This window comes from Campylobacter sp. CH278 (genome assembly GCF_004378845.1).
Taxonomy (GTDB): domain Bacteria; phylum Campylobacterota; class Campylobacteria; order Campylobacterales; family Campylobacteraceae; genus Campylobacter_D; species Campylobacter_D jejuni.
In genome coordinates, this window is record NZ_RYXZ01000003.1 from 1 (window position 1) to 25,024 (window position 25,024).

The 25,024-nt window shown below is 30.1% G+C and carries 24 protein-coding genes; 19 read left to right on the forward strand and 5 right to left on the reverse strand.

Annotated features, from left to right (window positions below):
• The first annotated feature begins 379 nt into the window (after positions 1–379).
• Positions 380–754, forward strand: a complete 375-nt coding sequence (locus ELQ04_RS02875) for a thioesterase family protein (RefSeq protein WP_044778220.1) — start codon at positions 380–382, stop codon at positions 752–754.
• Here the strand turns inward: ELQ04_RS02875 and ELQ04_RS02880 are convergent.
• Genes ELQ04_RS02880 through ELQ04_RS02885 form a run of 3 tightly spaced genes read right to left on the reverse strand, consistent with a single transcriptional unit; the run spans position 746 to position 3,017 of the window.
• Positions 746–1,936, reverse strand: a complete 1,191-nt coding sequence (locus ELQ04_RS02880) for a hypothetical protein (RefSeq protein ID WP_002938111.1) — start codon at positions 1,934–1,936, stop codon at positions 746–748. The genes ELQ04_RS02875 and ELQ04_RS02880 overlap by 9 nt on opposite strands.
• Positions 1,933–2,541, reverse strand: coding sequence for a uracil-DNA glycosylase family protein (locus ELQ04_RS08745; RefSeq protein WP_002922565.1), 609 nt, complete (start codon positions 2,539–2,541; stop codon positions 1,933–1,935). Before ELQ04_RS08745 ends, ELQ04_RS02880 begins: the two co-directional genes overlap by 4 nt.
• Positions 2,538–3,017: a GNAT family N-acetyltransferase gene (locus ELQ04_RS02885; RefSeq protein WP_002853404.1), complete on the reverse strand. Its 480-nt coding sequence runs from the start codon at positions 3,015–3,017 to the stop codon at positions 2,538–2,540. The genes ELQ04_RS08745 and ELQ04_RS02885 overlap by 4 nt, the downstream gene beginning before the upstream one ends.
• Positions 3,018–3,147: 130 nt before the next feature.
• Between ELQ04_RS02885 and rpmH the strand changes: the two genes are divergently transcribed.
• From rpmH to ELQ04_RS02955, 14 genes are all read left to right on the forward strand, one after another.
• Complete coding sequence (rpmH, locus tag ELQ04_RS02890) at positions 3,148–3,282, forward strand: 50S ribosomal protein L34 (RefSeq protein ID WP_002776864.1); 135 nt, start codon at positions 3,148–3,150, stop codon at positions 3,280–3,282.
• Complete coding sequence (rnpA, locus tag ELQ04_RS02895) at positions 3,279–3,605, forward strand: ribonuclease P protein component (RefSeq protein WP_002938114.1); 327 nt, start codon at positions 3,279–3,281, stop codon at positions 3,603–3,605. The genes rpmH and rnpA overlap by 4 nt, the downstream gene beginning before the upstream one ends.
• Entirely contained in the window at positions 3,602–3,943 is a 342-nt protein-coding gene (gene yidD, locus ELQ04_RS02900; protein ID WP_079861371.1) for a membrane protein insertion efficiency factor YidD, read from the forward strand. The genes rnpA and yidD overlap by 4 nt, the downstream gene beginning before the upstream one ends.
• The gene (gene yidC, locus ELQ04_RS02905; protein WP_002938117.1) at positions 3,940–5,532 is read left to right on the forward strand and encodes a membrane protein insertase YidC; all 1,593 of its coding nucleotides are present in this window, start codon (positions 3,940–3,942) and stop codon (positions 5,530–5,532) included. The genes yidD and yidC overlap by 4 nt, the downstream gene beginning before the upstream one ends.
• A complete protein-coding gene (locus ELQ04_RS02910) occupies positions 5,529–6,347 on the forward strand; it encodes a Jag N-terminal domain-containing protein (RefSeq protein WP_002938122.1) in 819 nt (272 codons plus the stop codon). Before yidC ends, ELQ04_RS02910 begins: the two co-directional genes overlap by 4 nt.
• Positions 6,340–7,668: a tRNA uridine-5-carboxymethylaminomethyl(34) synthesis GTPase MnmE gene (mnmE, locus tag ELQ04_RS02915; protein ID WP_002853495.1), complete on the forward strand. Its 1,329-nt coding sequence runs from the start codon at positions 6,340–6,342 to the stop codon at positions 7,666–7,668. The genes ELQ04_RS02910 and mnmE overlap by 8 nt, the downstream gene beginning before the upstream one ends.
• Before the next feature lie 10 nt (positions 7,669–7,678).
• Entirely contained in the window at positions 7,679–9,865 is a 2,187-nt protein-coding gene (gene purL, locus ELQ04_RS02920; RefSeq protein WP_002938124.1) for a phosphoribosylformylglycinamidine synthase subunit PurL, read from the forward strand.
• Positions 9,862–10,632 (forward strand): DnaJ family molecular chaperone, encoded by a 771-nt coding sequence (locus tag ELQ04_RS02925; RefSeq protein WP_002892960.1) that lies wholly within the window; start codon positions 9,862–9,864, stop codon positions 10,630–10,632. The genes purL and ELQ04_RS02925 overlap by 4 nt, the downstream gene beginning before the upstream one ends.
• Before the next feature lie 2 nt (positions 10,633–10,634).
• Positions 10,635–12,167, forward strand: a complete 1,533-nt coding sequence (gene purH, locus ELQ04_RS02930; RefSeq protein ID WP_134224435.1) for a bifunctional phosphoribosylaminoimidazolecarboxamide formyltransferase/IMP cyclohydrolase — start codon at positions 10,635–10,637, stop codon at positions 12,165–12,167.
• Between the two features lie 98 nt (positions 12,168–12,265).
• A complete protein-coding gene (locus ELQ04_RS02935; protein WP_002871739.1) occupies positions 12,266–13,858 on the forward strand; it encodes a methyl-accepting chemotaxis protein in 1,593 nt (530 codons plus the stop codon).
• A gap of 9 nt (positions 13,859–13,867) precedes the next feature.
• Positions 13,868–14,302 (forward strand): META domain-containing protein, encoded by a 435-nt coding sequence (locus ELQ04_RS02940; RefSeq protein ID WP_044778217.1) that lies wholly within the window; start codon positions 13,868–13,870, stop codon positions 14,300–14,302.
• A gap of 98 nt (positions 14,303–14,400) precedes the next feature.
• Positions 14,401–15,378: an agamatine deiminase gene (locus tag ELQ04_RS02945; RefSeq protein ID WP_002938129.1), complete on the forward strand. Its 978-nt coding sequence runs from the start codon at positions 14,401–14,403 to the stop codon at positions 15,376–15,378.
• On the forward strand, positions 15,375–16,262 hold the full coding sequence (locus ELQ04_RS02950) for a cation diffusion facilitator family transporter (protein ID WP_002938130.1): 888 nt from the start codon (positions 15,375–15,377) through the stop codon (positions 16,260–16,262). The genes ELQ04_RS02945 and ELQ04_RS02950 overlap by 4 nt, the downstream gene beginning before the upstream one ends.
• A complete protein-coding gene (locus ELQ04_RS02955; protein WP_002938131.1) occupies positions 16,259–17,131 on the forward strand; it encodes an N-carbamoylputrescine amidohydrolase in 873 nt (290 codons plus the stop codon). Before ELQ04_RS02950 ends, ELQ04_RS02955 begins: the two co-directional genes overlap by 4 nt.
• A 1-nt stretch (position 17,132) precedes the next feature.
• Here the strand turns inward: ELQ04_RS02955 and ELQ04_RS02960 are convergent, their stop codons facing one another.
• Positions 17,133–18,488, reverse strand: a complete 1,356-nt coding sequence (locus tag ELQ04_RS02960; protein ID WP_002938134.1) for an SH3 domain-containing C40 family peptidase — start codon at positions 18,486–18,488, stop codon at positions 17,133–17,135.
• A gap of 48 nt (positions 18,489–18,536) precedes the next feature.
• Between ELQ04_RS02960 and pif1 the strand changes: the two genes are divergently transcribed.
• Entirely contained in the window at positions 18,537–19,865 is a 1,329-nt protein-coding gene (pif1, locus tag ELQ04_RS02965; RefSeq protein ID WP_002938136.1) for an ATP-dependent DNA helicase Pif1, read from the forward strand.
• A 24-nt stretch (positions 19,866–19,889) separates the two neighbouring features.
• The gene (locus ELQ04_RS02970; RefSeq protein WP_002938138.1) at positions 19,890–20,624 is read left to right on the forward strand and encodes a hypothetical protein; all 735 of its coding nucleotides are present in this window, start codon (positions 19,890–19,892) and stop codon (positions 20,622–20,624) included.
• Here ELQ04_RS02970 and lolA read toward each other — a convergent pair.
• Positions 20,621–21,130: a LolA-like outer membrane lipoprotein chaperone gene (gene lolA, locus ELQ04_RS02975; protein WP_002938139.1), complete on the reverse strand. Its 510-nt coding sequence runs from the start codon at positions 21,128–21,130 to the stop codon at positions 20,621–20,623. The genes ELQ04_RS02970 and lolA overlap by 4 nt on opposite strands.
• 100 nt (positions 21,131–21,230) lie before the next feature.
• On the opposite strand from lolA, the gene secA reads away from it, so the two are divergent.
• Together secA and ELQ04_RS02985 are read left to right on the forward strand one after the other, a co-directional pair.
• Entirely contained in the window at positions 21,231–23,819 is a 2,589-nt protein-coding gene (gene secA / locus ELQ04_RS02980) for a preprotein translocase subunit SecA (RefSeq protein WP_002938140.1), read from the forward strand.
• On the forward strand, positions 23,816–25,021 hold the full coding sequence (locus ELQ04_RS02985) for an ABC transporter permease (RefSeq protein WP_002938142.1): 1,206 nt from the start codon (positions 23,816–23,818) through the stop codon (positions 25,019–25,021). The genes secA and ELQ04_RS02985 overlap by 4 nt, the downstream gene beginning before the upstream one ends.
• Positions 25,022–25,024: the final 3 nt, after the last annotated feature.

Consider the following 25,024-nt stretch of genomic DNA (forward strand, 5'->3'; position numbering starts at 1 on the left):
GAAAGTTTAAAACAAAATTTCTCTATACCCTCCCCCCGTGAAGTTAAAAAGCTTAATAGCTGGCATAGATGTCCTTGAATATTGATTATTATATTTTAACTATTTAACAATATCTGTAAATACCATTAAAAGTAAGCGTAATTATAATTATAATATTCTTAAATATATATTAATTATAAATAAAATATTTAAATAATATTAATAATAAAAAAGTTATTTTTTAATTTTATTTTTATAATATATATTTAATATTATTAAAAAGCTTCATTAAATTAAGATTGGACGGAATTTTTTAATATAAACTAAAAAGCGATATCAAAGAATTTCCGTTGTATAATCTAATGTTTTTTAAATGTAAAATATTTTTTAAGGTAAAGCGATGAAAATGCGTGTGTATTATGAAGATACTGATGCGGGTGGAGTGGTGTATCATAGTAATTATTTAAAATTTTGCGAGAGAGCAAGAAGTGAAATTTTTTTCAATAAAAAAGTAGATATTTTTGATGCGTTTAAGGGACATTTTTTGCTTGCAAAAGCAAATTGCAATTTCTTAAAACCTGCAAAACTTGGAGATATGATAGAGATTAAAACAAAAATTTTAGAAGTCAAAAATGCTTCTGTGGAAATTTTACAAGAAATTTATAAAGATGAAATTTTGCTTTTTAAAATGGAATTAACTTTAGCTTTTATTAAAAACGAAAAACCAGCTAGAATGGATATGCAGTTAAAAAAGCTCTTTGAAGAATTATTTTAATTCTTCAAAGCTTGCTTGTTTGCCTTGCATAAGACGCACTTTGTAATCAACTTGAGAATTTTTGATTTTCTCATCAAATAAACTTTCGCTTTTTTTATTTAAGAATTCGGTATAAAAGTAATCAACTCCTATACTAGTAGCATAAGCAATCCAGTTATAATCTATACTTTGATTAAAAATTTCATTAAGATAGACTAAGTTATCATCGTGGTTATTGATGGAATTAGCAATGATGAAATTTTCTCTATCTCCTTGTTGTGTTAAACTTAAAAATGTTGGATTATAGTTGATTTGAGTGGATAAAAGCACATAAGGATGAATGTTATAAATTCTTAGTTGAGAACTTGCTAGAGCTGTTTTGATCAATGGAGTGTTAAAAAATATTGAGGCATTATTAACTCCACCTTGTGATCTTAAAAGCCTGCTAAAATCAAGTTTGTCGCCTTCTATGGCGTATATTTTAGCATTGTTATTTTGAGCAAGAATTCTTGAATTTAGATTGCTTGATAAGGCAGAGCCATCGCTAAATATTGCGATATTAGCATTTGATTTGCTTAAAAGTGTGGCAATTTGAGCATCATAGTCAATACTTCCAAAAATAATATTTTGATTTGAAATTTGTATGTTGTTTTTATGGATAGTTGGTATGAAAATTTTCATATTTCCTGAGTAATTTTTCAACTCATTAGCACCTTTTAGAGTAAATCCAGCTATGGCATACTGATATCCTTCAGCTTGTGCTGCATCAAGTGCGGCTCGGATTTTATCACTATCTTCTGTGCCGGTTAAAAAAACTTTTACTTTGATTTCGGCTCTTTGTCTTAAAAGATAAGCTATGCTTGAATTTATTATAGTATTTGAGTAACTTTTTATAGTTTTTTCTGGGATAATTATCGCAAGTTTAACAGAAGTAATTTTTTGAACATTTTTTTCAAAATCAGTAATGGAATTTAATAATTTTGCATAAACATTAGATAGAAATTGATCGTTTTGATCTGCAAATTCACTTAAAAAACTAAGATACAATCTTGATTCTAAAAGATCAAAAAGACAATTTGTGTTGCATTCTTGAACGCTTAATTTAGGATAAAAATTTTCAACAGGTTTTATATCGACTAATTTTTGCTCTTTTGCATTAAGCAAAAAGCAAGATAAGAAAAATATTAGAAATATTTTTTTCATAAAAATCCTTTAATTTTTTTTAAATCTTGTATGAAATTTTTTTCATAACTTGGATTTTTTTCTATAAAATCTAAATCATAACTTGGCATTATGAAAAAATTTTTATAAGCAAAAACTTCACCTTTTAAAATGTGATAATCTTTAAATCCCAAGCTTTTAAATGTGTATTCTCCTAGACAAAGCAAAAAAGCAGGTTGAATCAGTTTTAGTTCGTTCCAGAAAAATGGTAAGCAAGATTGTAGCGAAAAATCATCAAATTTTCCATTACAAAAACATTTAAATAAATAAGAAAAATAAAAATCTTCATCGCAAAGCCCTAAAATTTGATAAATATAGTGTTTTAATTTTTCACCTTTTTTTGAATTAAGTAAAATTCCGCTTTCATTTTCACTCTTTTGCCCAAAAACATCAAGAATTAGTAGTTTGGCATTTTTTATCTTAGGTTCCATAAGACTAAATTTTCTTGTTTTGGAAAATTGGCATAAGGTGCAAGATGAAACAAGTTGTTTTAATTCTTGAAAATTTTGTACTTGTTCAAAGTGGTTTATATGTGTATCAACAAAGTTAAACCCCATAGCTTTTAAATAATAAAGACTTCTTATCATAAATCACACAATTTTTCTAAATTTTCTCCACTTAGACGATAATTTCTCCATTGTTTAAGATGTTTAGCGTTTAAACTTTCATAAAAATTAATACCTAAAATATTATCATTTAAGCAAACCCAGTCGAGTCTTTTTAAATTTTCCTTTTTGCAAATTTCTCCTAAAAATTTAAAAACAGCTTTTCCATAACCTTTTTTACGAAAATCTTCTCGTATATAAATATCTTCAAGGTAAATTCCACCGCTGCCCCAAAAAGACGAAAAAGTATAAAAATAAATCATATAGCCTATAGTTTTTTCATTTTCTTTTAACAAAAAAGCACGAGCAAATTTATTTTTTAGTAAAGAATGTTCCAGTTTTTCTTTCGTGCATTGAAGAAAATCTAACATATCTTCGTATTTTGCAAATTCTATGATCATTTCTTGTAAAATATCTAAATCTTCTTGTCTTAAATCAATAATTTTAAATTCTGACATTTTTAACCTTTTAAAAATAATTTCAAAATTTATCAAAAGAATTTAAAAATTACTCTTAATCAAAAGCAATTTATAAGTAAGATTAAGATAAAATACAAGTTTATTTTATAATTTTTTAAGGAAAAATCAAATGAAAAGAACTTATCAGCCACATGGCACTCCAAGAAAACGTACTCATGGTTTTCGTGTTCGTATGAAAACTAAAAATGGTCGCAAGGTGATCAATGCAAGACGCGCTAAAGGTAGAAAAAGACTTGCTGTGTGAAAAATTTTGATAAATTTAGCACAAACGAGGAATTTTCATCTGTATATAAAGTAGGTAAAAAATGGCATTGCGAAGGTGCGATCATTTTTTATCTGAATAGTTATGAAAAAAAAATAGCAGTTGTTGCTAGTAAAAAAGTTGGAAAAGCAGTGGTTAGAAATCGTTCAAAACGAATTTTAAGGGCTTTGTTTGCTAAGTTTGAAAGATATCTTCAAGATGGCAAATATATTTTTGTAGCTAAAAATGAAATCACTGAACTTTCTTTTTCTAGGTTAGAAAAAAATCTAAAATGGGGATTGAAAAAACTAGAATGTTTCAAATGATATGCCTAAAAATACTCCGTTTTTATCAGAAATTCTTAAGCCCTTTAAAACCCGCTGTTTGTAGGTATTATCCTAGTTGTTCTGAGTATGCGCTTTGGCAGTTTCAAAAAAAGAATTTTTTTCTAGCTTTTTTTTCTACTTTTTTTAGAATTTTAAGATGTAACCCTTTTTTTAAAGGGGGTTTTGATTATCCTAGAGTTTCTAAAAATTTTTATCCTATGAATTTATGTTTTAAGCCTATATTTTTAGCAAAAAAACAACTTTGTTTTTTATATATACCCTATAAAAATAAAAGTTTTTATCTTATAAAAATCATCTTTAAAAGGACAAATCAGTGAATAATTCAAATAATATTTTTCAGCAAAAGCGTATACTTTTGGCTGTTGTGATTTCTTTTTTATTTTTTGTTGTTTATGATTATTTTTTCATTCCAAAGCAACCTTTAAAAATAGAACAAAACATTACACAACAAAATCAACAAAACACAAGCATAAATAACACTCCTAATATACAAAATACCACCACAAATACTCCAAGTGCAGCTTTAGTTTCGCAAGATAGTGTGATATCTAAGGTTCAAAGCAAGCATTTTGAAGCACAAATTGACTCTTTTGGTAGAATTTCTACTTTTTATTTGAAAGATAAAAAATACCAAAATGAGAAAGGGGAATTTATAAATCTTGTTAGCAAGGAAAATAGTCCTTATCCTTTAGAAATGCGTTTTAGTGATCCAAGTATTAACTCAGAGGCTTTTAAAATTCCTTATATTGCTAACGCTAGTAATCTTTTTGTTGATGAAAATGGAAGTCAAGTTTTAAAACTCACTCAAAATCTTTCTGGATTGAAAATCGAAAAAGATATTACTTTTTATCCAAAAGGAAATTATGAGATAGAAGTTAAACTCAGCAAGAATGCAAATTATTTTATAAGTCCAGGATATCGTCCAAATATTGCCGTAGATAGTTATACAGTTCATGGTGCCTTGGTAATGGATAATAAAGAAACCATCGAAACTTATAAAGATGGAGATGTAGAAAAGGATGAAAGTGCTAATAATGTCGTAATGACTTCGGCTTTTGATAGATACTATGCAACTTTCTTTTATAATTTTGATAAACCTTTAAATGTGGCAATCAGCAAGGATGCTAATAAAAACCCTATAGTTTTTGCTTATAGTGATAATGAATTTAAAGCAGGGGGTTATATAGGTTCTAAAGAACATGTGATTTTAAGAAGTATAGATCCACGCCTTGAAGCAGTTGTTGAATATGGTTGGTTTACTTTTATTGCTAAGCCTATGTTTGAGTTTTTGAATTTCTTGCATCAGTATATAGGAAATTGGGGTTGGGCTATCGTTGTGATGACTTTAATTGTGCGTATTATTTTATTCCCACTAACTTATAAGTCTATGATTTCTATGAATAAACTTAAAGATCTTGCTCCTAAAATGAAAGATATTAGAGAGCGTTATAAAGGCGATCCACAAAAAATGAATATGCATATGATGGAGCTTTATAAAAAACATGGTGCAAATCCTATGAGTGGTTGTTTGCCTATACTTTTACAAATTCCTATTTTCTTTGCTATTTATCGCGTTTTGCTTAATGCTATTGAGTTAAAAGCAGCTCCTTTGGCGTTTTGGATACATGATTTATCGGTAATGGATCCTTATTTTATTTTGCCTATTTTAATGGGTGCAACGATGTTTTTACAACAGCTTATTACACCTATGACTATACAGGATCCTATGCAAGCTAAGATTATGAAATTTTTACCAGTGATTTTTACTTTTTTCTTTATCACTTTCCCAGCAGGACTTACGCTTTATTGGTTTGTAAATAACCTTTGTTCTTTGGTTCAACAATGGGTTATCAATAAAATATTTGCTAAAGAACATCACAAAAAACAAGCGGAGCATGAAAAATGAAAATCGAAGCCATTGATCTTCAAAGCGCCTTAACAGAAGCTTCAAGAAGTTTAGAATGTTCTGTGATGGACTTAGAATATGAGATTATTCAGCATCCAAGAAAAGGTTTTTTTGGATTTGGAAGAAAAAAGGCAATTATAGAGGCTAAAGCAAAAAAAAGGATTTTGAAAAAAAATCCTAAAAAAAAAATTACAAGTTCAAAAAATCACAAACCAGAAACACATGAGCCAAAACAAGAAAACAAGATTGAAATAAAAAATGAAAAAAATAAAAGTCAAAAAGAAAAATACACAGTAAAAAGTGATGAAATTTTTGATAGTTTTCATCGAGAAAGCAAAGGAGTGCGTAATACTCAGGATATTTTAGATGAGATTCGTATTCAGCTTGTAAAACTTTTAGAAAGCTCCCAGTTTAAAATAGAGCTTAGTGAACTTAGAATGTATGATGAAGATTGTGTTTTGATTCGATTGGATGGGGAAGATGCTGCTTTGATGATAGGCAAAGAAGCACATCGTTACAAGGCTATTTCTTATCTTTTGCATAATTGGATCAATTTAAAATATAATCTTTTAGTGCGCCTTGAGATCGCTCAATTTTTAGAAAATCAAATTCAAGGTATGCAGCTTTATTTACAAAGCGTGATTGAAAAAATTAAAATTCATGGACGTGGACAAACCAAACCTTTAGATGGGGTTTTGATAAAAATCGCTTTAGAGCAGTTAAGAGCTGAATTTCCAGATAAGTATGTAGGAATTAAGCAAAATAATGATCAAAGATTTGTTGTAATAAACGACTTTTTCAAAAAAGATGAGTGATACTATAGCGGCTATTGCCACAGCTCATGGTGTGGGTTCGATTTCTATTGTAAGATTAAGCGGTGAAAGGGCTTTAGAATTTGCCTTAAAGCTTAGCCACAAAACCAAACTCACCCCCCGCCATGCTACTTTTACAAAACTTTTTAATCAAAATAATGAAATTATCGATGAAGCTATAATGATATATTTTAAAGCCCCTTATAGTTTTACAGGGGAAGATATAGTAGAGTTTCAAACTCATGGAGGATTTAGTGTGAGTGAAGTTTTACTCGAAGAACTTGTGAGTTTAGGAGCAAGACTTGCTTTAGCAGGGGAATTTAGCAAAAGAGCGTGTTTAAATGGTAAAATGACTCCTTTAAAAGCTTTAAATATACAAGATCTCATACTTTCAAAATCTGCACTTGCAGCTAAAATTATAGCACGCAACATGCAAGGAAACTTAGGAGAACTTTTAGAAAAAATTCGTACAGATTTGGTTAAAACCTTGGCTTTTGTAGAAACTAGCATTGATTATGCTGATGATGATTTACCTTCTGATTTATTAGAACAAATTTCTACTATGTGTGAAGAAAATTCTAAAATTTTAAAAGAAATTTATACACTTTCTCAAAGCAAAAAAGGACTCATAGAAGGTTTTAAAATCGCTATTGTAGGTAAGCCAAATGTAGGCAAATCTTCGCTTTTAAATGCCTTGCTTTCTTATGAAAGAGCTATTGTTTCAGATATAGCAGGCACCACTCGTGATACTATAGAAGAGAGCTTTAAATTAGGAACGCATTTATTACGCATTATAGATACAGCGGGTATTAGGGAAAGTAAAGATGTTATAGAACAAATCGGCGTAGCTTTAAGTAAAAAAAGTTTAGAAGATGCAGATATTATTTTGGCAGTCTTTGATGCTTCAAGAGTGCAAGATAAAGAAGATGAGAAAATTTTTGACTTATTAGCAAATACTGATAAAAAAATCTTTTGGATTTTAAATAAAAGTGATTTAGAAAATGTTTTCAAAAATACTCAAAATAAAAATTTTATCAAGCTTAGTGCTCAAAAAGATATCACTTTGTTAAAAGAAGAATTGCAAAATTATCTTAATTCTTTTGATAGCGAAGGTATTATGGTAAGTTCTTTAGATCTTATTAATGCTTGTAAAATTTCAAGTGAAGCGATTTTTAGAGCTAAAGGACTTTTAGAGGAAAGTTCTTTAGAACTTTTTGCTTTTGAACTTAATTTAGCTATTAATGAACTTGCAAGATTTACCAAAGATTTTCAAAGAGATGAAATTTTAGACGAAATGTTTGGTAATTTTTGTTTAGGAAAATGAAAGGATAAAAATGGATAAAGAAACCATAAAAGCACATAAAATCAGCGATGAAGAATATGCACAAATTTTAGAAATTTTAGGACGAGAACCAAATCTGTTAGAACTTGGGGTTATTTCTGCGATGTGGAGTGAGCATTGCTCTTATAAATCCAGTAAAAAATATCTTAATGGTTTTCCAACTAAAGCACCTTGGGTGATTCAAGGCCCAGGAGAAAACGCAGGGGTTATTGATATCGGGCAAGGTATGGCAGCAGTTTTTAAGGTAGAAAGTCACAATCACCCTAGCTTTATCGAACCTTTTGCAGGTGCGGCTACAGGAGTAGGGGGAATTTTGCGTGATGTTTTTACTATGGGTGCAAGAGTGGTTGCAGGGCTAAATTCTTTAAAATTTGGCAATATTCATGATGAAAAATGCGGCAAACATCAAAAATACCTTGTTAAAGGTGTGGTAAATGGAATTTCTCATTATGGAAATTGCATGGGTGTGCCAACTATAGGTGGAGAATGTGCTTTTGATGAGTGTTTTAATGGAAATATCTTAGTTAATGCCTTTGCTTTAGGGGTTTGTAAAAGTGAAGATATCTTTTATGCTAAGGCTGAAGGTGTAGGAAATCCTGTGATTTATGTGGGTTCAAAAACAGGGCGTGATGGACTTGGTGGAGCGGTTATGGCAAGTGATAGCTTCAATGAAGAAAGCAAATCTTTGCGTCCTACAGTGCAAATTGGCGATCCTTTCAGTGAAAAACTTCTTATGGAGGCTTGTTTAGAGCTTTTTAAAACCGATTATATTGTGGGTATTCAAGATATGGGTGCTGCAGGGCTTACTTCAAGTTCTTTTGAAATGGCAGGAAGAAGTGGCAGTGGCATGAAACTTTACTTAGATAAAACTCCTATGCGTGAAAGCGGTATGACTCCTTATGAGTTAATGCTTAGCGAATCTCAAGAAAGAATGCTTATTTGTGCGAAAAAAGGCTATGAAGATAAGGTTATAGAAATTTTCAAAAAATGGGATTTAGATGCTGTGGTTATGGGTGAAGTTACCAATACAGGAAAAATGGAGCTTTTTTGGCATGATGAGCTTGTAGGGCTTATTCCTATCGAGCCTTTAAGTGAGAAAGCGCCGATTTTAAGTCGCCCTACAAGCGAGCCAAAATATTTAAGTGAAATTAAAGACTATAAATTTGAGTTAAAATCAAGCGTTCAAGAGCTTTTTATACAAATGCTTCAAAATGAAAATATTAATAATAAAGCTTTTATTTATGATCAATTTGATTCAAGCGTGCAAACCAATACCATAAAAGCTGATGGAAAATTAGGTGCTAGTGTTATTCGTATCAAAGAAAATGGTGCAAGTGTGGCTATGGCTATAGAATGTAATTCACGCTTAAATTATGTAAATCCTAAAATAGGAGCAGCTTTAGCAGTAGCTTCTGCAGGAAGAAAGGTTGCTTGCACAGGAGCTAAGCCTTTGGCAATAAGTGATTGTTTAAATTATGGAAATCCGCAAAATCCTGAAGTGATGTGGCAATTCGCACAAGGTTGCGAAGGTATTAAAGAAGCTTGTAAAGAGTTAAATACCCCAGTAGTCAGTGGCAATGTTTCACTTTATAATGAAACTGAAGGCGTAAGTATTTATCCAAGTCCTACTATAGTAAGCGTAGGGGTTTTAGAAGATACAAATAAAACCTTAAAAGCTAGTTTTGAAAAAGAAAATTTAAGCGTTTATCTTTTGGGTGAAAGTTTAGGAGAATTTGGCGGATCTATGGTAATGAAAATCCAAGATAAAAAAGTATCAGGAAGTCTTAAAGAGCTTGATTATAAAGCTGAACTTGCACTTTGGGATTTGCTTTATAAAGCCAATCAAAATTCTTTACTTGAGTGTGCCAATAGCGTAGGAATAGGGGGTATTGCTATGACTTTGGCAAAAATGTTTGCTATTTCTAGTGTAGGTGCAAATTTAACAAGTGGTTTTGATGATGAAAAAATGATTTTTGATGAGAGTGCAAGTCGTGCTATAGTAGGGCTTAGTAAAGAAAATGAAGAAGCTTTTTTAAATTTAGCTAAAGAATTTGGAGTAAAAGCTTATAAATTAGGTGTGAGTACAAGCCAAAAACATTTTAAACTTGATAGCATTGAGTTAAGCAAGGCTGAACTTGATAAGCTTTATTTTGAAAGTTTTAAAGAGCAAATCCAATGACTTTAGTTTTAATTATACTTGTTGTTTTGGTGTTTTACTGGTATTATAAAACTTGGGGAAAACAGGATTTTTTAAACTCAGCTACAAGAGGAGCTAAAGGCTTTGCTAAGGGTTTTGCTCGTGGGGTTATGGAAGAAAGAATGGATGAGTTTAAAAGGCGTATGAATTACTATGTTATCGCACTTTTGGCAAAAATTGCAAAAAGCGATGGCAGAGTAAGTGAAAATGAAGCTGAAATGATCAAAGATCTTTTAGATGCAAATGCCAAAGATGAAAAAGAAAGAGCTTTTTTAAAAGCAAGTTTTAACGAACATAAAGAAAATTTAAGCGATGCTTTTTATGTGGCAAAAGATTTTTTAAAAGAAGTGCCTTTACCTAAAAATGAGCGTTTTAATGTCTTGCGTGTGCTTGTTTTTATGGCTTTAATCGATGCAGATTTTAATGCTAAAAAGCGTGAAATTTTAGAGCAAATCGCTAAAGCCTTTGATATAGCAAAAAGCGAATTAGATGCTTTTATTGCAAGTCTTTCAAATTTAAAAAGTTCTAAAAAAGAATTAAGTCTTGATGAAGCTTTTGCTATTTTAGAACTTCCAAATAATGCAGATTTAAATGCGGTAAAAAAACAATACCGCAATTTAGCAAAAAAATATCATCCTGATATTTTAAATGCAAACAATGTTAGCGAAGAAGAGCTTAAAATCGGCGTAGAGAAATTTCAAAAAATCAACGAAGCTTATGAAAAAGTTAAAAAACATTTAGAAAGGTAAAAATGAGAGCATTACTTAGTGTGAGTGATAAAGAAGGCATAGTAGAATTTGGCAAAGAGCTTGAAAATTTAGGTTTTGAGATTCTTTCAACTGGGGGGACTTTTAAGCTTTTAAAAGAAAATGGAATAAAAGTTATAGAAGTGAGTGATTTTACAAAGAGTCCTGAGCTTTTTGAAGGGCGTGTGAAGACTTTGCACCCTAAGATTCACGGTGGGATTTTGCATAAAAGAAGCGATGAAAATCATATCAAACAAGCAAAAGAAAATGAAATTTTAGGCATTGATCTAGTTTGTGTGAATTTATATCCTTTTAAAAAAACCACCATCATGAGCGATGATTTTGATGAAATTATAGAAAATATCGACATAGGTGGGCCTGCAATGATAAGAAGTGCAGCAAAGAACTATAAAGATGTGATGGTACTTTGTGATCCGCTTGATTATGAAAAAGTGATTGAGACTTTAAAAAAAGGTCAAAATGATGAGAATTTTCGTTTAAATTTGATGATAAAAGCTTATGAGCATACAGCAAATTACGATGCTTATATTGCAAATTATATGAATGAACGCTTTAACGGAGGTTTTGGAGCGAGTAAATTTATAGTAGGACAAAAAGTATTTGATACAAAATATGGAGAAAATCCACATCAAAAAGGGGCTTTATACGAGTTTGATGCCTTTTTTAGCGCAAATTTCAAAGCCCTTAAAGGCGAAGCAAGTTTTAACAATCTAACCGATATTAACGCAGCTTTAAATTTAGCTAGTAGTTTCGATAAAGCTCCAGCTATTGCTATAGTAAAACATGGAAATCCTTGCGGTTTTGCTATAAAAGAAAATTTAGTACAAAGCTATATACATGCTTTAAAATGCGATAGCGTCAGTGCTTATGGAGGAGTGATTGCAATCAATGGAACTCTTGATGAGGCTTTAGCAAATAAAATCAATGAAATTTATGTAGAAGTAATCATTGCAGCCAATGTAGATGAAAAAGCTTTAGCCGTGTTTGAAGGTAAAAAACGCATTAAAATTTTCACTCAAGAAAGTCCGTTTTTAATCCGCAGTTTTGATAAATATGATTTTAAACATATTGATGGGGGTTTTGTGTATCAAAACAGTGATGAAGTGGGCGAAGATGAGCTTAAAAATGCAAAGCTTATGAGTCAAAGAGAGGCAAGTAAGGAAGAATTAAAAGATCTTGAAATCGCTATGAAAATAGCAGCGTTTACCAAATCAAACAATGTTGTTTATGTAAAAAATGGCGCTATGGTGGCTATAGGTATGGGTATGACAAGTAGAATCGATGCAGCAAAGGCAGCAATCGCTAAAGCTAAAGAAATGGGACTTGATTTGCAAGGTTGCGTTTTAGCAAGTGAAGCCTTTTTTCCTTTTAGAGATAGCATAGATGAAGCAAGTAAAGTAGGGGTTAAAGCTATAGTAGAACCAGGCGGAAGTATAAGAGATGATGAAGTGGTAAAGGCGGCTGATGAGTATGGTATGGCGCTTTATTTTACAGGAGTAAGACATTTCTTACATTAAGTTTAATGGAATGTTATGTTTTTTACACATAATTCAATAAAAATTAAATAAATTATGTGTAAAATATTTCCGAAAAATTTTATTTTTAGGAAACTATGATGTTTAAAACTATAGGATTTAAGGTTTCTGCTGCAATTTTTGTGGTGTTGCTTATAAGTTTTATTGTAATGCAAGTGATTTTAAATTTGGATTTTAAAAATACTGCCAATAAAATGAGCAGGGCAAATTTAGATACCGTAAGTACTTCTGTTTTTCAAACAATGAGAATGGCTATGAATTTAGGAGATCCTGAAAAAATTAAAGAAGCCATTGAAGATGCAAAAAGTATAGAGGGTATTAGTGATATTAAAATTTATCCTTCAAAAGATACTATAGATCTTTTTGAGATGAAAGCCCCTCAAATTTCAAATGATAAGCGTATTATAGAACAATTTTCAAATCCTAAAATTCAAGCTTTAGAAGAAAATGTAAATGGTGTTGTGCATTTAAGATTGATACGCCCTTTGATTGCAGATGAAAGTTGTGTTGCTTGTCATGCAAATGCTAATGTAGGGAGTGTGATAGGGGTTATGGATATATCGCATTCTTTAGAAGGTGTTCAAAAAGATATAAGTAAAACCAGTCAATCTTATATTATAATATTTACTATTGCTTTGATTTTTACCCTTTGTGTGGTTCTTTTAATGCTTAAAGTTGTTGTTGGAAAGCCTGTTTTAGAGCTTTTAAATCATGCTAAAGAATTAGCTCAAGGAAGTGGCAATTTAAAAGCTCGTATTTCAGTTAAAGGTCAAGATGAAATTGCTTTAGCTTGTGGATATATCAATCAATTTATCGAAAAAACTCACAAGGCAGTTAGCGGTGCAAGTCATAATTCAAAAAATGTAGAAAAACAAAGCAATCTTTTAAATTCAAATGCTATTTCTTTAAGTGATATCAGTTCACAAAGTCATAAGCAAATAGATCAAAGTTTTAAACTTGGTGCAAATGTTGGCAATGAACTTGGAGAACTTGCTAGTTTGTCAAATAAAGCAAATAGTGCCAATGAAAAATCCTTTTTATTATTAGAACAAATGCTTAAATCTTTGTTTAATGTTGCTAATAAAGTATCAACAGTATCCCAAAATGAAAATGAATTGGCTAAAAAAGTTGAAAACATGGTCAATCAAGCAGGTAATATACAAAAAGCAACTCAAATGATGGATGAGATCGCAGATAAAACCAATTTACTATCTCTAAATGCTGGCATAGAAGCAGCTAGGGCTGGTGCATTTGGACGAGGTTTTTCTGTAATTGCTGAGGATGTTAGGCAGTTGGCTCAGAACAGTGAAGAATTTTTGGGAAATGTAGCTCAAATTACAAAAGAGCTTTTGCAAAGTATTAATGAGGTTAGCACAGAATTAAAGAAAAATGCTCAAAGTGTACAAGCTTTAAATGATGACACCGCTTTATTGGTTGATGATGCTAATGAGGTTAAATTATGTAACGAAGATGCTAGGGCTTTGGTAACTCAATGTACTGAAAAAATAAAAATTTCCCAAGAGAATATACAAAATTTACTTTCTCGTATGCAAGAAAATGTTGAAGTAAGTGAAAAGAATGAAGAAATTTCTAAAATTCTACTTCAAGTTGCAGATGAGTTAAAAATAGTGTGTCATAATCTCGAAAGCGAACTTAACCAATTTCAAATTTAAAGGAATAAAATGAAAAAAACGCTTCAAATTGCTTTAGCTGCAGCTTTTTTTGCAGGTTGTGCTAGTACTTCTGTTACTTCATCTACTTCTAAAGGTAATAATGAACTTGTGCAAAATCAGCTTTTCAAAATAGAAAAAATTATAGTTAATGGTAAAACTTTTGATCCAAAAAACGCAGAGGAAAGTCCAAATATCAGTTTTGAAAATAATAAATTTTATGGTTATTCAGGATGCAATCGTTTTTTTGGTTCTTACCAAACTAAGGCGGATACTTTACAAATCGAAGATGATCGCGTAGCTTCAACTCAAATGCTTTGTCACCCAATGGATGTAATGGATTTTGAAAATTCTTTCCTTTCAAATTTCAAAGGAACTTTTAAAATTTCAAATGAAAATGGAAAACTTGTTTTAAGCAATGATGAAATGAAAATCTTTTTTAAATAATACCCTAAAGCCTCGAAATATCGAGGTAATCTTCTTAAATTTGACAAAAGTCTAAAAAATGATACAATTATAATTTTATTATCAAAAAAGGTAGTTAAATGATAAAATCAATTCCTGAATGGAGTGAGCAAGAATACCTCATGCTTTCTTTACCTCATAAAAAAAGCGATTGGAATCCCTATTTAGAGGAAATTTTGCAAAGTTATAAAGAATTTGTAAAAGCAGTGAGTGAATTTCAAAAAGTTTTACTTATAGCCCCTAAACAGAGTGATTTTGAAAATTTTAAAGATATAAAAAATGTAGAGTATTTTAAATGTGATACCAATGATACTTGGATACGCGATTTTGGAGCTATAGATATAGTGGAAAATGGTCGTTTAAAGGCTCTTGATTTTACTTTTAACGCTTGGGGAAATAAATTTCAAAGCGAGCTTGATAATGCTGTAAATTCTAAGCTTTTTAAAGAAAAATTTAAAGAGGAGCTTAAAAAGGTTGATTTTATTTTAGAAGGAGGAAGTATTGACTTTAATGGAGAGGGTGTGATGCTTACAAGCTCTCATTGTCTTTTAAATGAAAATAGAAATTCTCATCTAAACAAAACTCAAATTGATACAAAATTAAAAGAAATTTTTGGCTTAAAACAAATTATTTGGCTAGAAAATGGTTTTATAAAAGGTGATGATACAGATCATCATATCGATACCTTAGCAAGATTTATAGATAAAAATACCATAGCGCATTGTATTTGTGAAGATGAAGAGGATGAGCATTATTTGCCTTTGCAAAAAATGAAAGAAGAGCTTAAAAAAACAGGCTTTGATTTAATAGAACTTCCTATACCTAAGCCTTTATACTATGAAGGAAGAAGATTGGGGGCGACTTATGCGAATTTTGTTTTTATAAATAATGCTTTAATTGTGCCTTTTTACAAGGATAAAAATGATGAAATCATAGCTAAAAGACTTTCTAAAGCTTTACCTAATCATAAAATTATAGGAGTAGATGCAAGAGTGTTTTTACGACAAAACGGTTCTTTGCATTGTTCTTGTCAAAATCGTTTCAAAGGTTTAAGATGAGTTTGCAAAAAAAAGCAACTCTTGTAGCAAGTTTATGTGCTATTGTTTTAGCCTTGGTTAAATTTATAGTAGGCTTAACAAGTGGTTCTGTTGCGGTGCTTTCAAGTGCGATTGATTCTTTAATGGATTTTGCTATTTCTGCTTTTAATTTTTTAGCTCTTAAAAAAAGCTCACAAAAGGCGAATGAAAATTATAATTTTGGTTTTTCTAAAATTGAAGCTTTAATGGGTTTGTTAGAAGGTGTTTTTATAGTTGGCGTGGGGATTTTTATTTTTTATGAGAGTATTTTAAAGATTTATTATAAAGAAGAAATTAAAGATTTAAATTCAAGCATCTATGTGATGATTTTTGCTTTAATTATGACTTTTTTTCTTGTACTTTTTTTAAATTATGCAGCTAAAAAAACCAAAAGTTTGATTATAGAAAGTGATGCTTTGCATTACAAAACAGATTGCTTAACCAATGCTTGTACTTTAGGGGCTTTGGTTTTGATTTATTTTACAAATTTACATATTATTGATGCTATTTTTGGGATAGTGATCAGTCTTTATACGGCGTTTTCTGCTTTTAAAATCATTAAAAAAGCTTTGGCTTTTTTAATGGATGAGGCTTTACCTAAGGAACAAGTGGATAAAATTTGTACTTTGATTTCTAATAATCCTGAAATAATTTCCTATCATGAATTAAAGACGCGTAAAACTCCAAGTTGTAATTATTTAAGCGTGCATTTGGTTTTTTGCCCTATAATTTCGCTTTTAAATGCGCATAAAATTTCAGATGAAATAGAAGAAGGTGTGCGTAAGATGTTTGAAAATGAAAAATGGGATATACAAATTCATTTAGATCCTTATGATGATGCAGAACAAGAAAGGCAAAGACAATGAAAATCGCTTTAATACAACAAAAATTTCACTCAAACAAAGAACAAACTATAAAAAAAACTTGCGAATTTATAGAAGAAGCCTCTAAACAAGGAGCTGAGCTTATTTGTTTGGGAGAACTTCATCAAAGTGAGTATTTTTGTCAAAGTGAAAATGTGGATTTTTTTGACTATGCTAATGATTATGAAAAAGATGTGAAATTTTGGGCAAATATAGCTAGAAAAAATCAAATAGTGCTTATTACTTCATTATTTGAAAAACGAAGTGCTGGACTTTATCATAATACTGCAGTGGTTTTTGAAAAAGATGGTTCTATAGCAGGCAAATATCGCAAAATGCACATACCTGATGATCCTTGTTTTTATGAAAAATTTTATTTTACTCCTGGAGATTTGGGTTTTGAACCTATAAATACAAGTTTAGGCAAGCTTGGAGTGCTTATTTGTTGGGATCAGTGGTATCCTGAAGCAGCAAGAATTATGGCTTTAAAAGGAGCTGAGATTCTTATTTATCCCACGGCAATTGGTTGGTTTGATAAGGATAAAGATGAAGAAAAACAAAGACAGCTCAATGCTTGGCTTGGCGTACAAAAAGGACATGCTATAGCTAATGGTTTATATGTAGTAGCTATCAATAGAGTAGGTTTTGAAAAAGATGTAAGTGAGGTAGAAGAGGGCATTAGATTTTGGGGAAATTCTTTTGTTTTTGGCCCTCAAGGTGAAGAACTTTGTCTTTTAGATTCTCAAAACGAATGTGTAAAAATCATAGAAATAGATAAAAAAAGAAGTGAAAATGTGCGTCGTTGGTGGCCTTTTTTGCGAGATAGACGCATAGAATATTTTGCAGATTTAACTAAAAGATTTATTGATTAAATCAATAAATCTTATTTGTTTTGTAATTTTCAAGATAGCTTTTTATTTGCTCTTTTTCTTGTTCGTTTAAATTTATAAAACTTATTTCTTTAAGTCTTGATAAAAGCAAATTATCTTCTAAAATTTCATTTTTTCCTATTTCTAAAGAAGTGATGACGCTAGAACTTATGAGAAGTCTTTGGGTTGTATCTTTTCTTAAGCCCCATATATTATGTATGGCAATATTATTATCTGTAATTTGTCCTGCATAAAGCATAATATGTCCAGGTAAATAAAGTAAACTAAGATAAGCTTTCCCAAAGCGGTTTAAAAAATCTTTTTTTTGAGAATTACTAAGAGTGCTTATATCAAAATGATTAAAAGAATTTTTTTGTGCAGCTGAATTTCTTGGTAGATAAAGTCCAAAAGCTGAAAAGATATCACGAGTTAGTAAAGAACAATCTCTTTCAAAATTATAACCGCCCCAGCCATAAGGCAAATTTAAAACTTGTGAAAGTTGATTTTTTAAATTTTTATCATTGAATTGTAAAGGAAATTTAGATACATCTTTTTTAGAAATTTTATATTTTTTAGAACCTATTTTTCCATAAAAATAGTTTTTATCTTCTTTGTAGTAAGGATAAATAGCGCCAATTCTACTTTCAAAGAAAAATTTACCATCCTCGCTATAGATAGGAAATTTTTCTTTTAGTGGTGTGATAAAGTTGAGATTTTCATAGATTTTCGCTCTATCGTTTGAGAAAAATTCCAAATTTTTACTTTCAACAAATCCAAATCCAGCTTCACCTAAAACAAAAGCATAACGCTTATCTTTGCTAAAATGTGAAATTAAGACAGGGGTTCCAGCATTTAAAATGCCATCGCTTGCATAGTCAAAAGGAATTCCTTCATTTTCAAAAAAAGGATTTTTTAAGATAGCTCTTTGGGTTGGAAGATTTTTAATGATTGTATTTTGGATAATTAAAGCTTTTTGATTAAGTTTACCGAATTCTTGGATATTTGCGTTATTTATAGCGTTTTTAAACCATGAAAGTGGAATAATTTGTTTATTGAAAAAATAATAAGTATTTTTTGAATTTAAATATAAAGGAAAGGACCAAAAAATATTTTGTCCTTTGTAATTTTTAAACGAATCATGCCAAGGGTTAAAGAAATATTTTTTATATCGTTTTGCATCAAAATTAATATCGTAAGCAAATTGTGGCAAAATGCTTACATTTTGTTCGTATTCAAGTTTTGCATAATGTTGATTTTCATTTTTTTGTTCTAAATTTTCATGATGAAGTGAAGTTAAATTTTTTGTTGAACAAGCTGTTAAAAATAGCACTATAAAAGTAAAATATAAACAAGATTTCATAATCAACCTTTTAGAAAAAATAGTTATAATTAAAGCCAAGGAAATATAATGCTTGATAAACTAGAAAAAATTTTAGCTTATGATAATGTTTTTTTAAGTGGTGGTGCTGGAGTTGGTAAAAGCTTTTTGACAAATGAGCTTATCAAATCTTATAGAAAACAAAAAAAATTAGCCATAGCTCTTGGTTCTAGTGCTCTATCGGCGTTTAATATAGGCGGTGTTACCTTACACAGCTTTTTTTGTTTAGGGTATTGTGATGATATGATGAAATTAAGCGTATTGGATCGCAATCAAAAACAAAAAGAAAAATTAACAAAACTTAAAGAGCTTTTAAAAACGATTGAGCTTATTATTATCGATGAAATTTCCATGGTTAGCGCAAGTGTTTTTGAAATGATAGGCTTTAGACTTAAAAATTCTCAATTTAATGGAAAAATTTTAGTTGTAGGAGATTTTTTTCAACTGCCTCCCGTAATTAAAGAAAAAAAAGAAACTTTATTTAATCATTCTTATTATGCTTTTTCTTCATTTTTTTGGCAAGATTTGAATTTTAAGAATATTAAACTTTCTCAACCTAAAAGAACACAAAATATGGAATTTTATAACTATTTATCTTTGATTAGACAAGGTTTTTTAGATGAAAAAATTTTAAGCTTTTTTGAATCTTTGCGAATTGATTATAAAGAATTAGAAAATTTAGAAGATGATTATACTTTACTTTGTGGTATCAATAAAAAAGTAAACAATATTAATCAAGAAAAATTAAGCAAACTTGAGACCCCACTTGTATGCTTTAAGGCTCAGGTTAAAAAAGAAGATAAGGGAATAAAAGATGAAGAGCTTGATTCTTGGATTAGAAGCTTAAATATATTGGAAGAATTAAATATTAAAATAGGCGCTCGTATTATTTTTTGTGTAAATAATTGGGATAAGAATTATTATAATGGAGAGCAAGGCATTATAGAAGATATTCTTTATGAAGAGGAGAAAATTTATATTAGCATTATTAAAAATAATGGGATGAAAATTTTACTTGAACCTTATACTTTTTTTATGGAAGAACTTGAGCAATCAGGTAAAGATTTTGTTGTTAATATTCTCGCAAGTGTTACACAGTTTCCTATTAAATTAGCTTATGCTATTACTATACATAAATCACAAGGTATGAGCATTGAAAAATTAGTGTGTGATATTGATCATATTTTTGAAAATGGACAGCTTTATGTCGCTCTTTCTCGCGCTACAAACCCAAATACTTTAAAAATTTATTCTACAAAAAAGATAAATTTTGGATTTTATTTTGCTAATATTTTAAAAATAGATTCTAATGTGATCGAATTTTATAAAAAACATAATTTTTTAGATCTTGAAATATAAGAACAAATCATTTAAAGGCATTAAATGAAAAAAATATTTTTAAGTGTTTTTTTGGTTTTGAGTTTAAATGCTCAAAATCTTGAAATAGATAAAATAAGAACAGATTTGTATTCTAAAAGTGGGGCAAATGTTCTTAAAAAAGTTGAAATTTCTTTGGAATTTGATGGGAATAATTTAAAAGAAAATGAAAATAAGTTAATTGATGCTGTAAATACAGTAATTTCAGGGTTTTTTTATGAAGATATTTTTACAGAAATTGGAAAAAATAATTTTAAAAAAACTTTAGAAAAATTTTTAGATAAGAAGTATAAGATTAAATTAGATGATATATATATCATATCTTTAAGCGGAGTGGAAAAATTTGATTTAGAGGAGTTTAAACGCTTTTTAGAAAGCACTGAGGCTAAAGAGAAAGGTATGGGTAGCGAGGTAAAAAAAGCACTTGAAAACTTAGAAGTTCCTAAAACTCAAGTTCCCAGTGTTGAAAAGATCCCAGCTCCTAGTGTTCCAAATTTAGAAGCCAAACAAGTTGAACAGCTTTTCAAAGATTCAGATGAAGAAAATAAAAATGACAATGGAGAAATCAATATAGATAATTTAAATACACCTAAAATGACTCCAGATATAGAAGAAAAAATTAAAAGAGATTTAATCGCCAATCCTCCGCAAATATTCAAAGAAAATAATGCAAGCAAGCCTTATCATTTGCCACAAACAGGCTATGATATAAAGCTTGATGAAAATTCAACGCAAAATTAGCGAACTATATCATAATTTTGCGGAATTTTTGCCTTAAAAACATCGGAATTAATTTTTGGATTTTTAATTTGATTGTTTAGATTGATTATAACATCATTTTCAAATTCATCTTTATAGGATATGTTTTGAATTTGCTCTTGATTGAGTTTAATTGTATAATTTATATTATCATATTTTGCTACAAGTTTATCTTTGTCTATAAGACTTGCTTTTTTGAAAATTTCATTAAGATTTGGAATGTTATCAAGATGAGAGAAAATGACTTGTTCTAGATCGTGCTCTACTATGGTTACTTGATTTTTGTTGATATAAATCTCTTTTTTACTAGGAGTATCATAACTCCAATATGCTTGATCTTTACTCAGTATAAAATGCCCAGAATAAGAAAGTGTAGAGTTTTTGGATTTCACTATTTGGGTAAAATTGCTTGAAAAGGTATTAAAATTAAGATCAAGGGCAAAAAGTTGTCCTATAAAAATAAAAAATATCAAGAATGTTTTTTTCATTTATTTCCCTTAAAAAAATTATATTTTTTATATCATTCTAGCTAATTTTAATTAAATAATTGTTATAATAATAGTTTGAAAAATTTATAAAGGTTTAAAAATGTTTTTAAATACCTTAAAAGCCGTTTTTGGAACAAAAAATGATCGTGAAGTTAAAAAATACTTTAAGCGTGTAGCACAAATCAATGCTTTAGAAGGCAAATATCAAAATTTAAGCGATGATGAATTAAAAGCCGAATTTGCAAAATTTAAAGAGCAAATTTTAAGCGGAGAAAAAAACGAAAATGATATCTTAAATGATGTTTTTGCTATAGTCAGAGAGACAGGTAAGAGAACTTTAAATATGCGTCATTTTGATGTGCAGTTAATCGGTGGTATGGTTTTGCACGATGGAAAAATTGCAGAAATGAAAACAGGGGAGGGTAAAACCCTTGTAGCGACCTTGCCTGTTGTTTTAAATGCCATGAGTGGAAAAGGCGTACATGTCATTACAGTAAATGATTATCTAGCCAAAAGAGACGCTGAGCAAATGAGTGCGATTTATAACTTTTTAGGTTTTAGTGTAGGCGTGATTCTTTCTTCTCAAAACAGTGACATAGAGCACAAGCAAGCTTATGATTGCGATATTACTTATGGAACCAATAATGAGTTTGGTTTTGATTATTTGCGTGATAATATGAAATTTTCAAAAGTTGAAAAAGTTCAAAGAGAGCATAATTTTGTTATTGTAGATGAAGTAGATAGTATTTTAATTGATGAGGCAAGAACTCCGCTTATCATCAGCGGTCCTACAAATCGCACTTTAGATGGTTATATTAAAGCCAATGAAGTAGCCAAGCAAATGCAAAAAGGCGAAGCAGTTTTACCCCCTGCAAAACCTGAGGGTGATTTTGTAGTAGATGAGAAAAATCGTAATATTTTAATCACGGAAGCAGGTATTGCTAAGGCTGAAAAACTTTTTGGTGTAGAAAATTTATACAGTCTTGATAATGCTATCTTAGCACATCAGCTTGATCAAGCTTTAAAGGCGCATAATCTTTTTGAAAAAGATGTGCATTATGTTTTAAGAAATAATGAAGTTATCATCGTTGATGAATTTACAGGGCGTTTAAGTGAAGGGCGTCGTTTTAGCGAAGGGTTGCATCAAGCTTTAGAAGCCAAAGAAAATGTAAAAATTCAAGAAGAAAGCCAAACTTTAGCAGATATTACTTTTCAAAATTATTTTAGAATGTATAACAAACTCGCAGGTATGACAGGAACTGCACAAACAGAAGCGACTGAATTTTCTCAAATTTATAGTTTAGATGTTATTTCTATACCGACAAATATTCCTATTAAAAGACAAGATAAAGATGATCTTATCTATAAAACTCAAAATGAAAAATTTAAAGCTGTAATTGAAGAGATCAAAAAAGCCAACGCCAAAGGTCAGCCTGTTCTTGTGGGAACTGCAAGTATAGAACGCAGTGAAGTTTTTCACAATATGCTTGTAAAAGAAAAAATCCCTCATCATGTTTTAAATGCTAAAAACCACGAGCAAGAAGCTTTGATTATCCAAGATGCAGGTAAAAAAGGTGCTGTAACTATCGCTACAAATATGGCAGGTCGTGGTGTGGATATAAAAATCGATGATGAGATTAGGGCTTTGGGTGGGCTTTATATCATCGGTACAGAAAGACATGAAAGCCGCCGTATTGATAATCAACTTCGTGGTCGTGCAGGAAGGCAGGGCGATCCTGGAATAAGTCGTTTTTATCTAAGTTTAGAAGATAATCTTTTAAGAATTTTTGGCGGGGATCGTATTAAAAGTATTATGGATCGCTTGGGCATAGAAGAGGGCGAAAGCATAGAGTCAAGAATTGTTACAAGAGCGGTTGAAAATGCGCAAAAAAAAGTAGAAAGCTTACATTTTGAAAGCAGAAAGCATTTGTTAGAATACGATGATGTAGCAAATGAACAAAGAAAAACTATTTATCGTTATCGCAATGAGCTTTTAGATGAAAACTATGATATTAGAGCTAAAATTTCTCAAAATATCGCTGAATATAGTGCAAATGTAATGAATGATTATATACTTGATGAAAGCGGTTCTAATGTAAATTTTGAAAATTTGAAAGCAAAAATTTTATATGAATGTTCAACTCAGATTAGTGAAAAAGATTTTGAGAATTTAAGCGTCATTGAAATGCAAGATAAGCTAAGTCAAATTCTTGAAAATTCTTATAACGAAAAGATGTCAAGACTTGAGATTAAAGAATTGCGTAATATAGAGCGTATTTTATATTTGCAAGTTTTGGATAATGCTTGGAGAGAGCATTTGTATCAAATGGATATTTTAAAAACAGGAATAGGGCTTCGTGGATACAATCAAAAAGATCCTCTTGTGGAATATAAGAAAGAAAGTTATAATCTTTTCTTGGAGTTGGTTAATCGTATTAAATTTGATAGTATTAAACTACTTTTTAGCGTGCAATTTAATCAAGAAGAGGTACAAAATTTAGAAAATAAAGCCAATGAAGAAAATGAAAAGCTACTTCAAAGCTCAGTAGAAATGGGTGCAAGCGAAGATAATCTTGGCGAAGCTGAGTTTAAAAAAGTTCCACGCAATGCTCCTTGTCCTTGCGGAAGTGGAAAAAAATTTAAAGAATGCCATGGAAAAAGTGGTCCTAAGCAAGGAATTTTAGCTTGAATAAAAGCGTTTTAAAATATTTACTTTTTAAATATTTAAGATTTGATAAAGAACAACCCTTTATCAATCTTTCTATGCTTTTGGCCTTTTTAGGAGTTTGTGTAGGACTTTGCGTTTTGCTTGTAGCTATGGCAATTATGAATGGTTTTGATAAAGAATTTGAAAAACGCTTTTTTGTGATGAATTATCCTATTACTATTTTGCCTAAATTTTACGCTCCTGTAAATGATGAATTTATAGATGAGTTAAGAAAAACATTTCCAAATTTGTTATTTAGCCCTTATATAAGCACTCAAGTTGTTGTAAAGGGAGATAATCGTTTTGAAGGTGGTGTGCTTTTTGGCGTTAATTTTAATGATGAAAAAAAAATAAACGAAGTGGTTGCTAAAGCTTTAAAGGATGAGAATTTAAGTGGTTTTGATATACTTGTAGGATCAGCACTTACCGATGAATTTGGTTTGCATAAAAATGACAAACTTTCACTTATTTTTTCAAATCTTAATCCTAGTGGATTTTCTTTAGTACCGCAAACTAAACGTTTTGATGTTAAAGCGCGTTTTACTTCAGGGCTTGCATTTTATGATAAAGCTTATATGTACACAGATGTTGATGCATTGAAAAAAGTACTTGGAATGCCCAAAAATCCAAATTATGATGGAGCTCATGTATATAGTGATAATGCTTTTAAAGATGTTGAAAAAATTAAATCTTATTTAAAAGATGATTATGCTGTGGTAGGTTGGTGGGAACAAAATAAAAATTTCTTTTCAGCCTTAGAACTTGAAAAAAGAGCGCTTTTTATAGTGTTGATGCTTATTATTTTGGTTGCAAGTTTAAATATAGTAAGTTCTTTATTGATGATAGTAATGAATCGTCGCAGTGAAATAGCACTTTTACTTGCTCTAGGTACAAGCAAAAATGAGGTAAAAAAGAGTTTTTTTGCCTTAGGTATGCTTATTGGTGGCGGTGGTATGATAGTGGGTGTGGTGCTTGCATTTTTTGCTTTATGGCTTTTGGGAAATTTTGATATTGTAACTTTACCTGCTGATGTTTATGGAACCAGTAAATTACCACTTGATTTGTCTTTAATGGATTTTTCTTTAACCATTGTGGGTGCTTTAATAATCATAGCTTTATCATCTTTTTATCCTGCAAAAAAAGCAACTCAAATTAATATTTTAGATACTTTAAGAAATGAATAAATT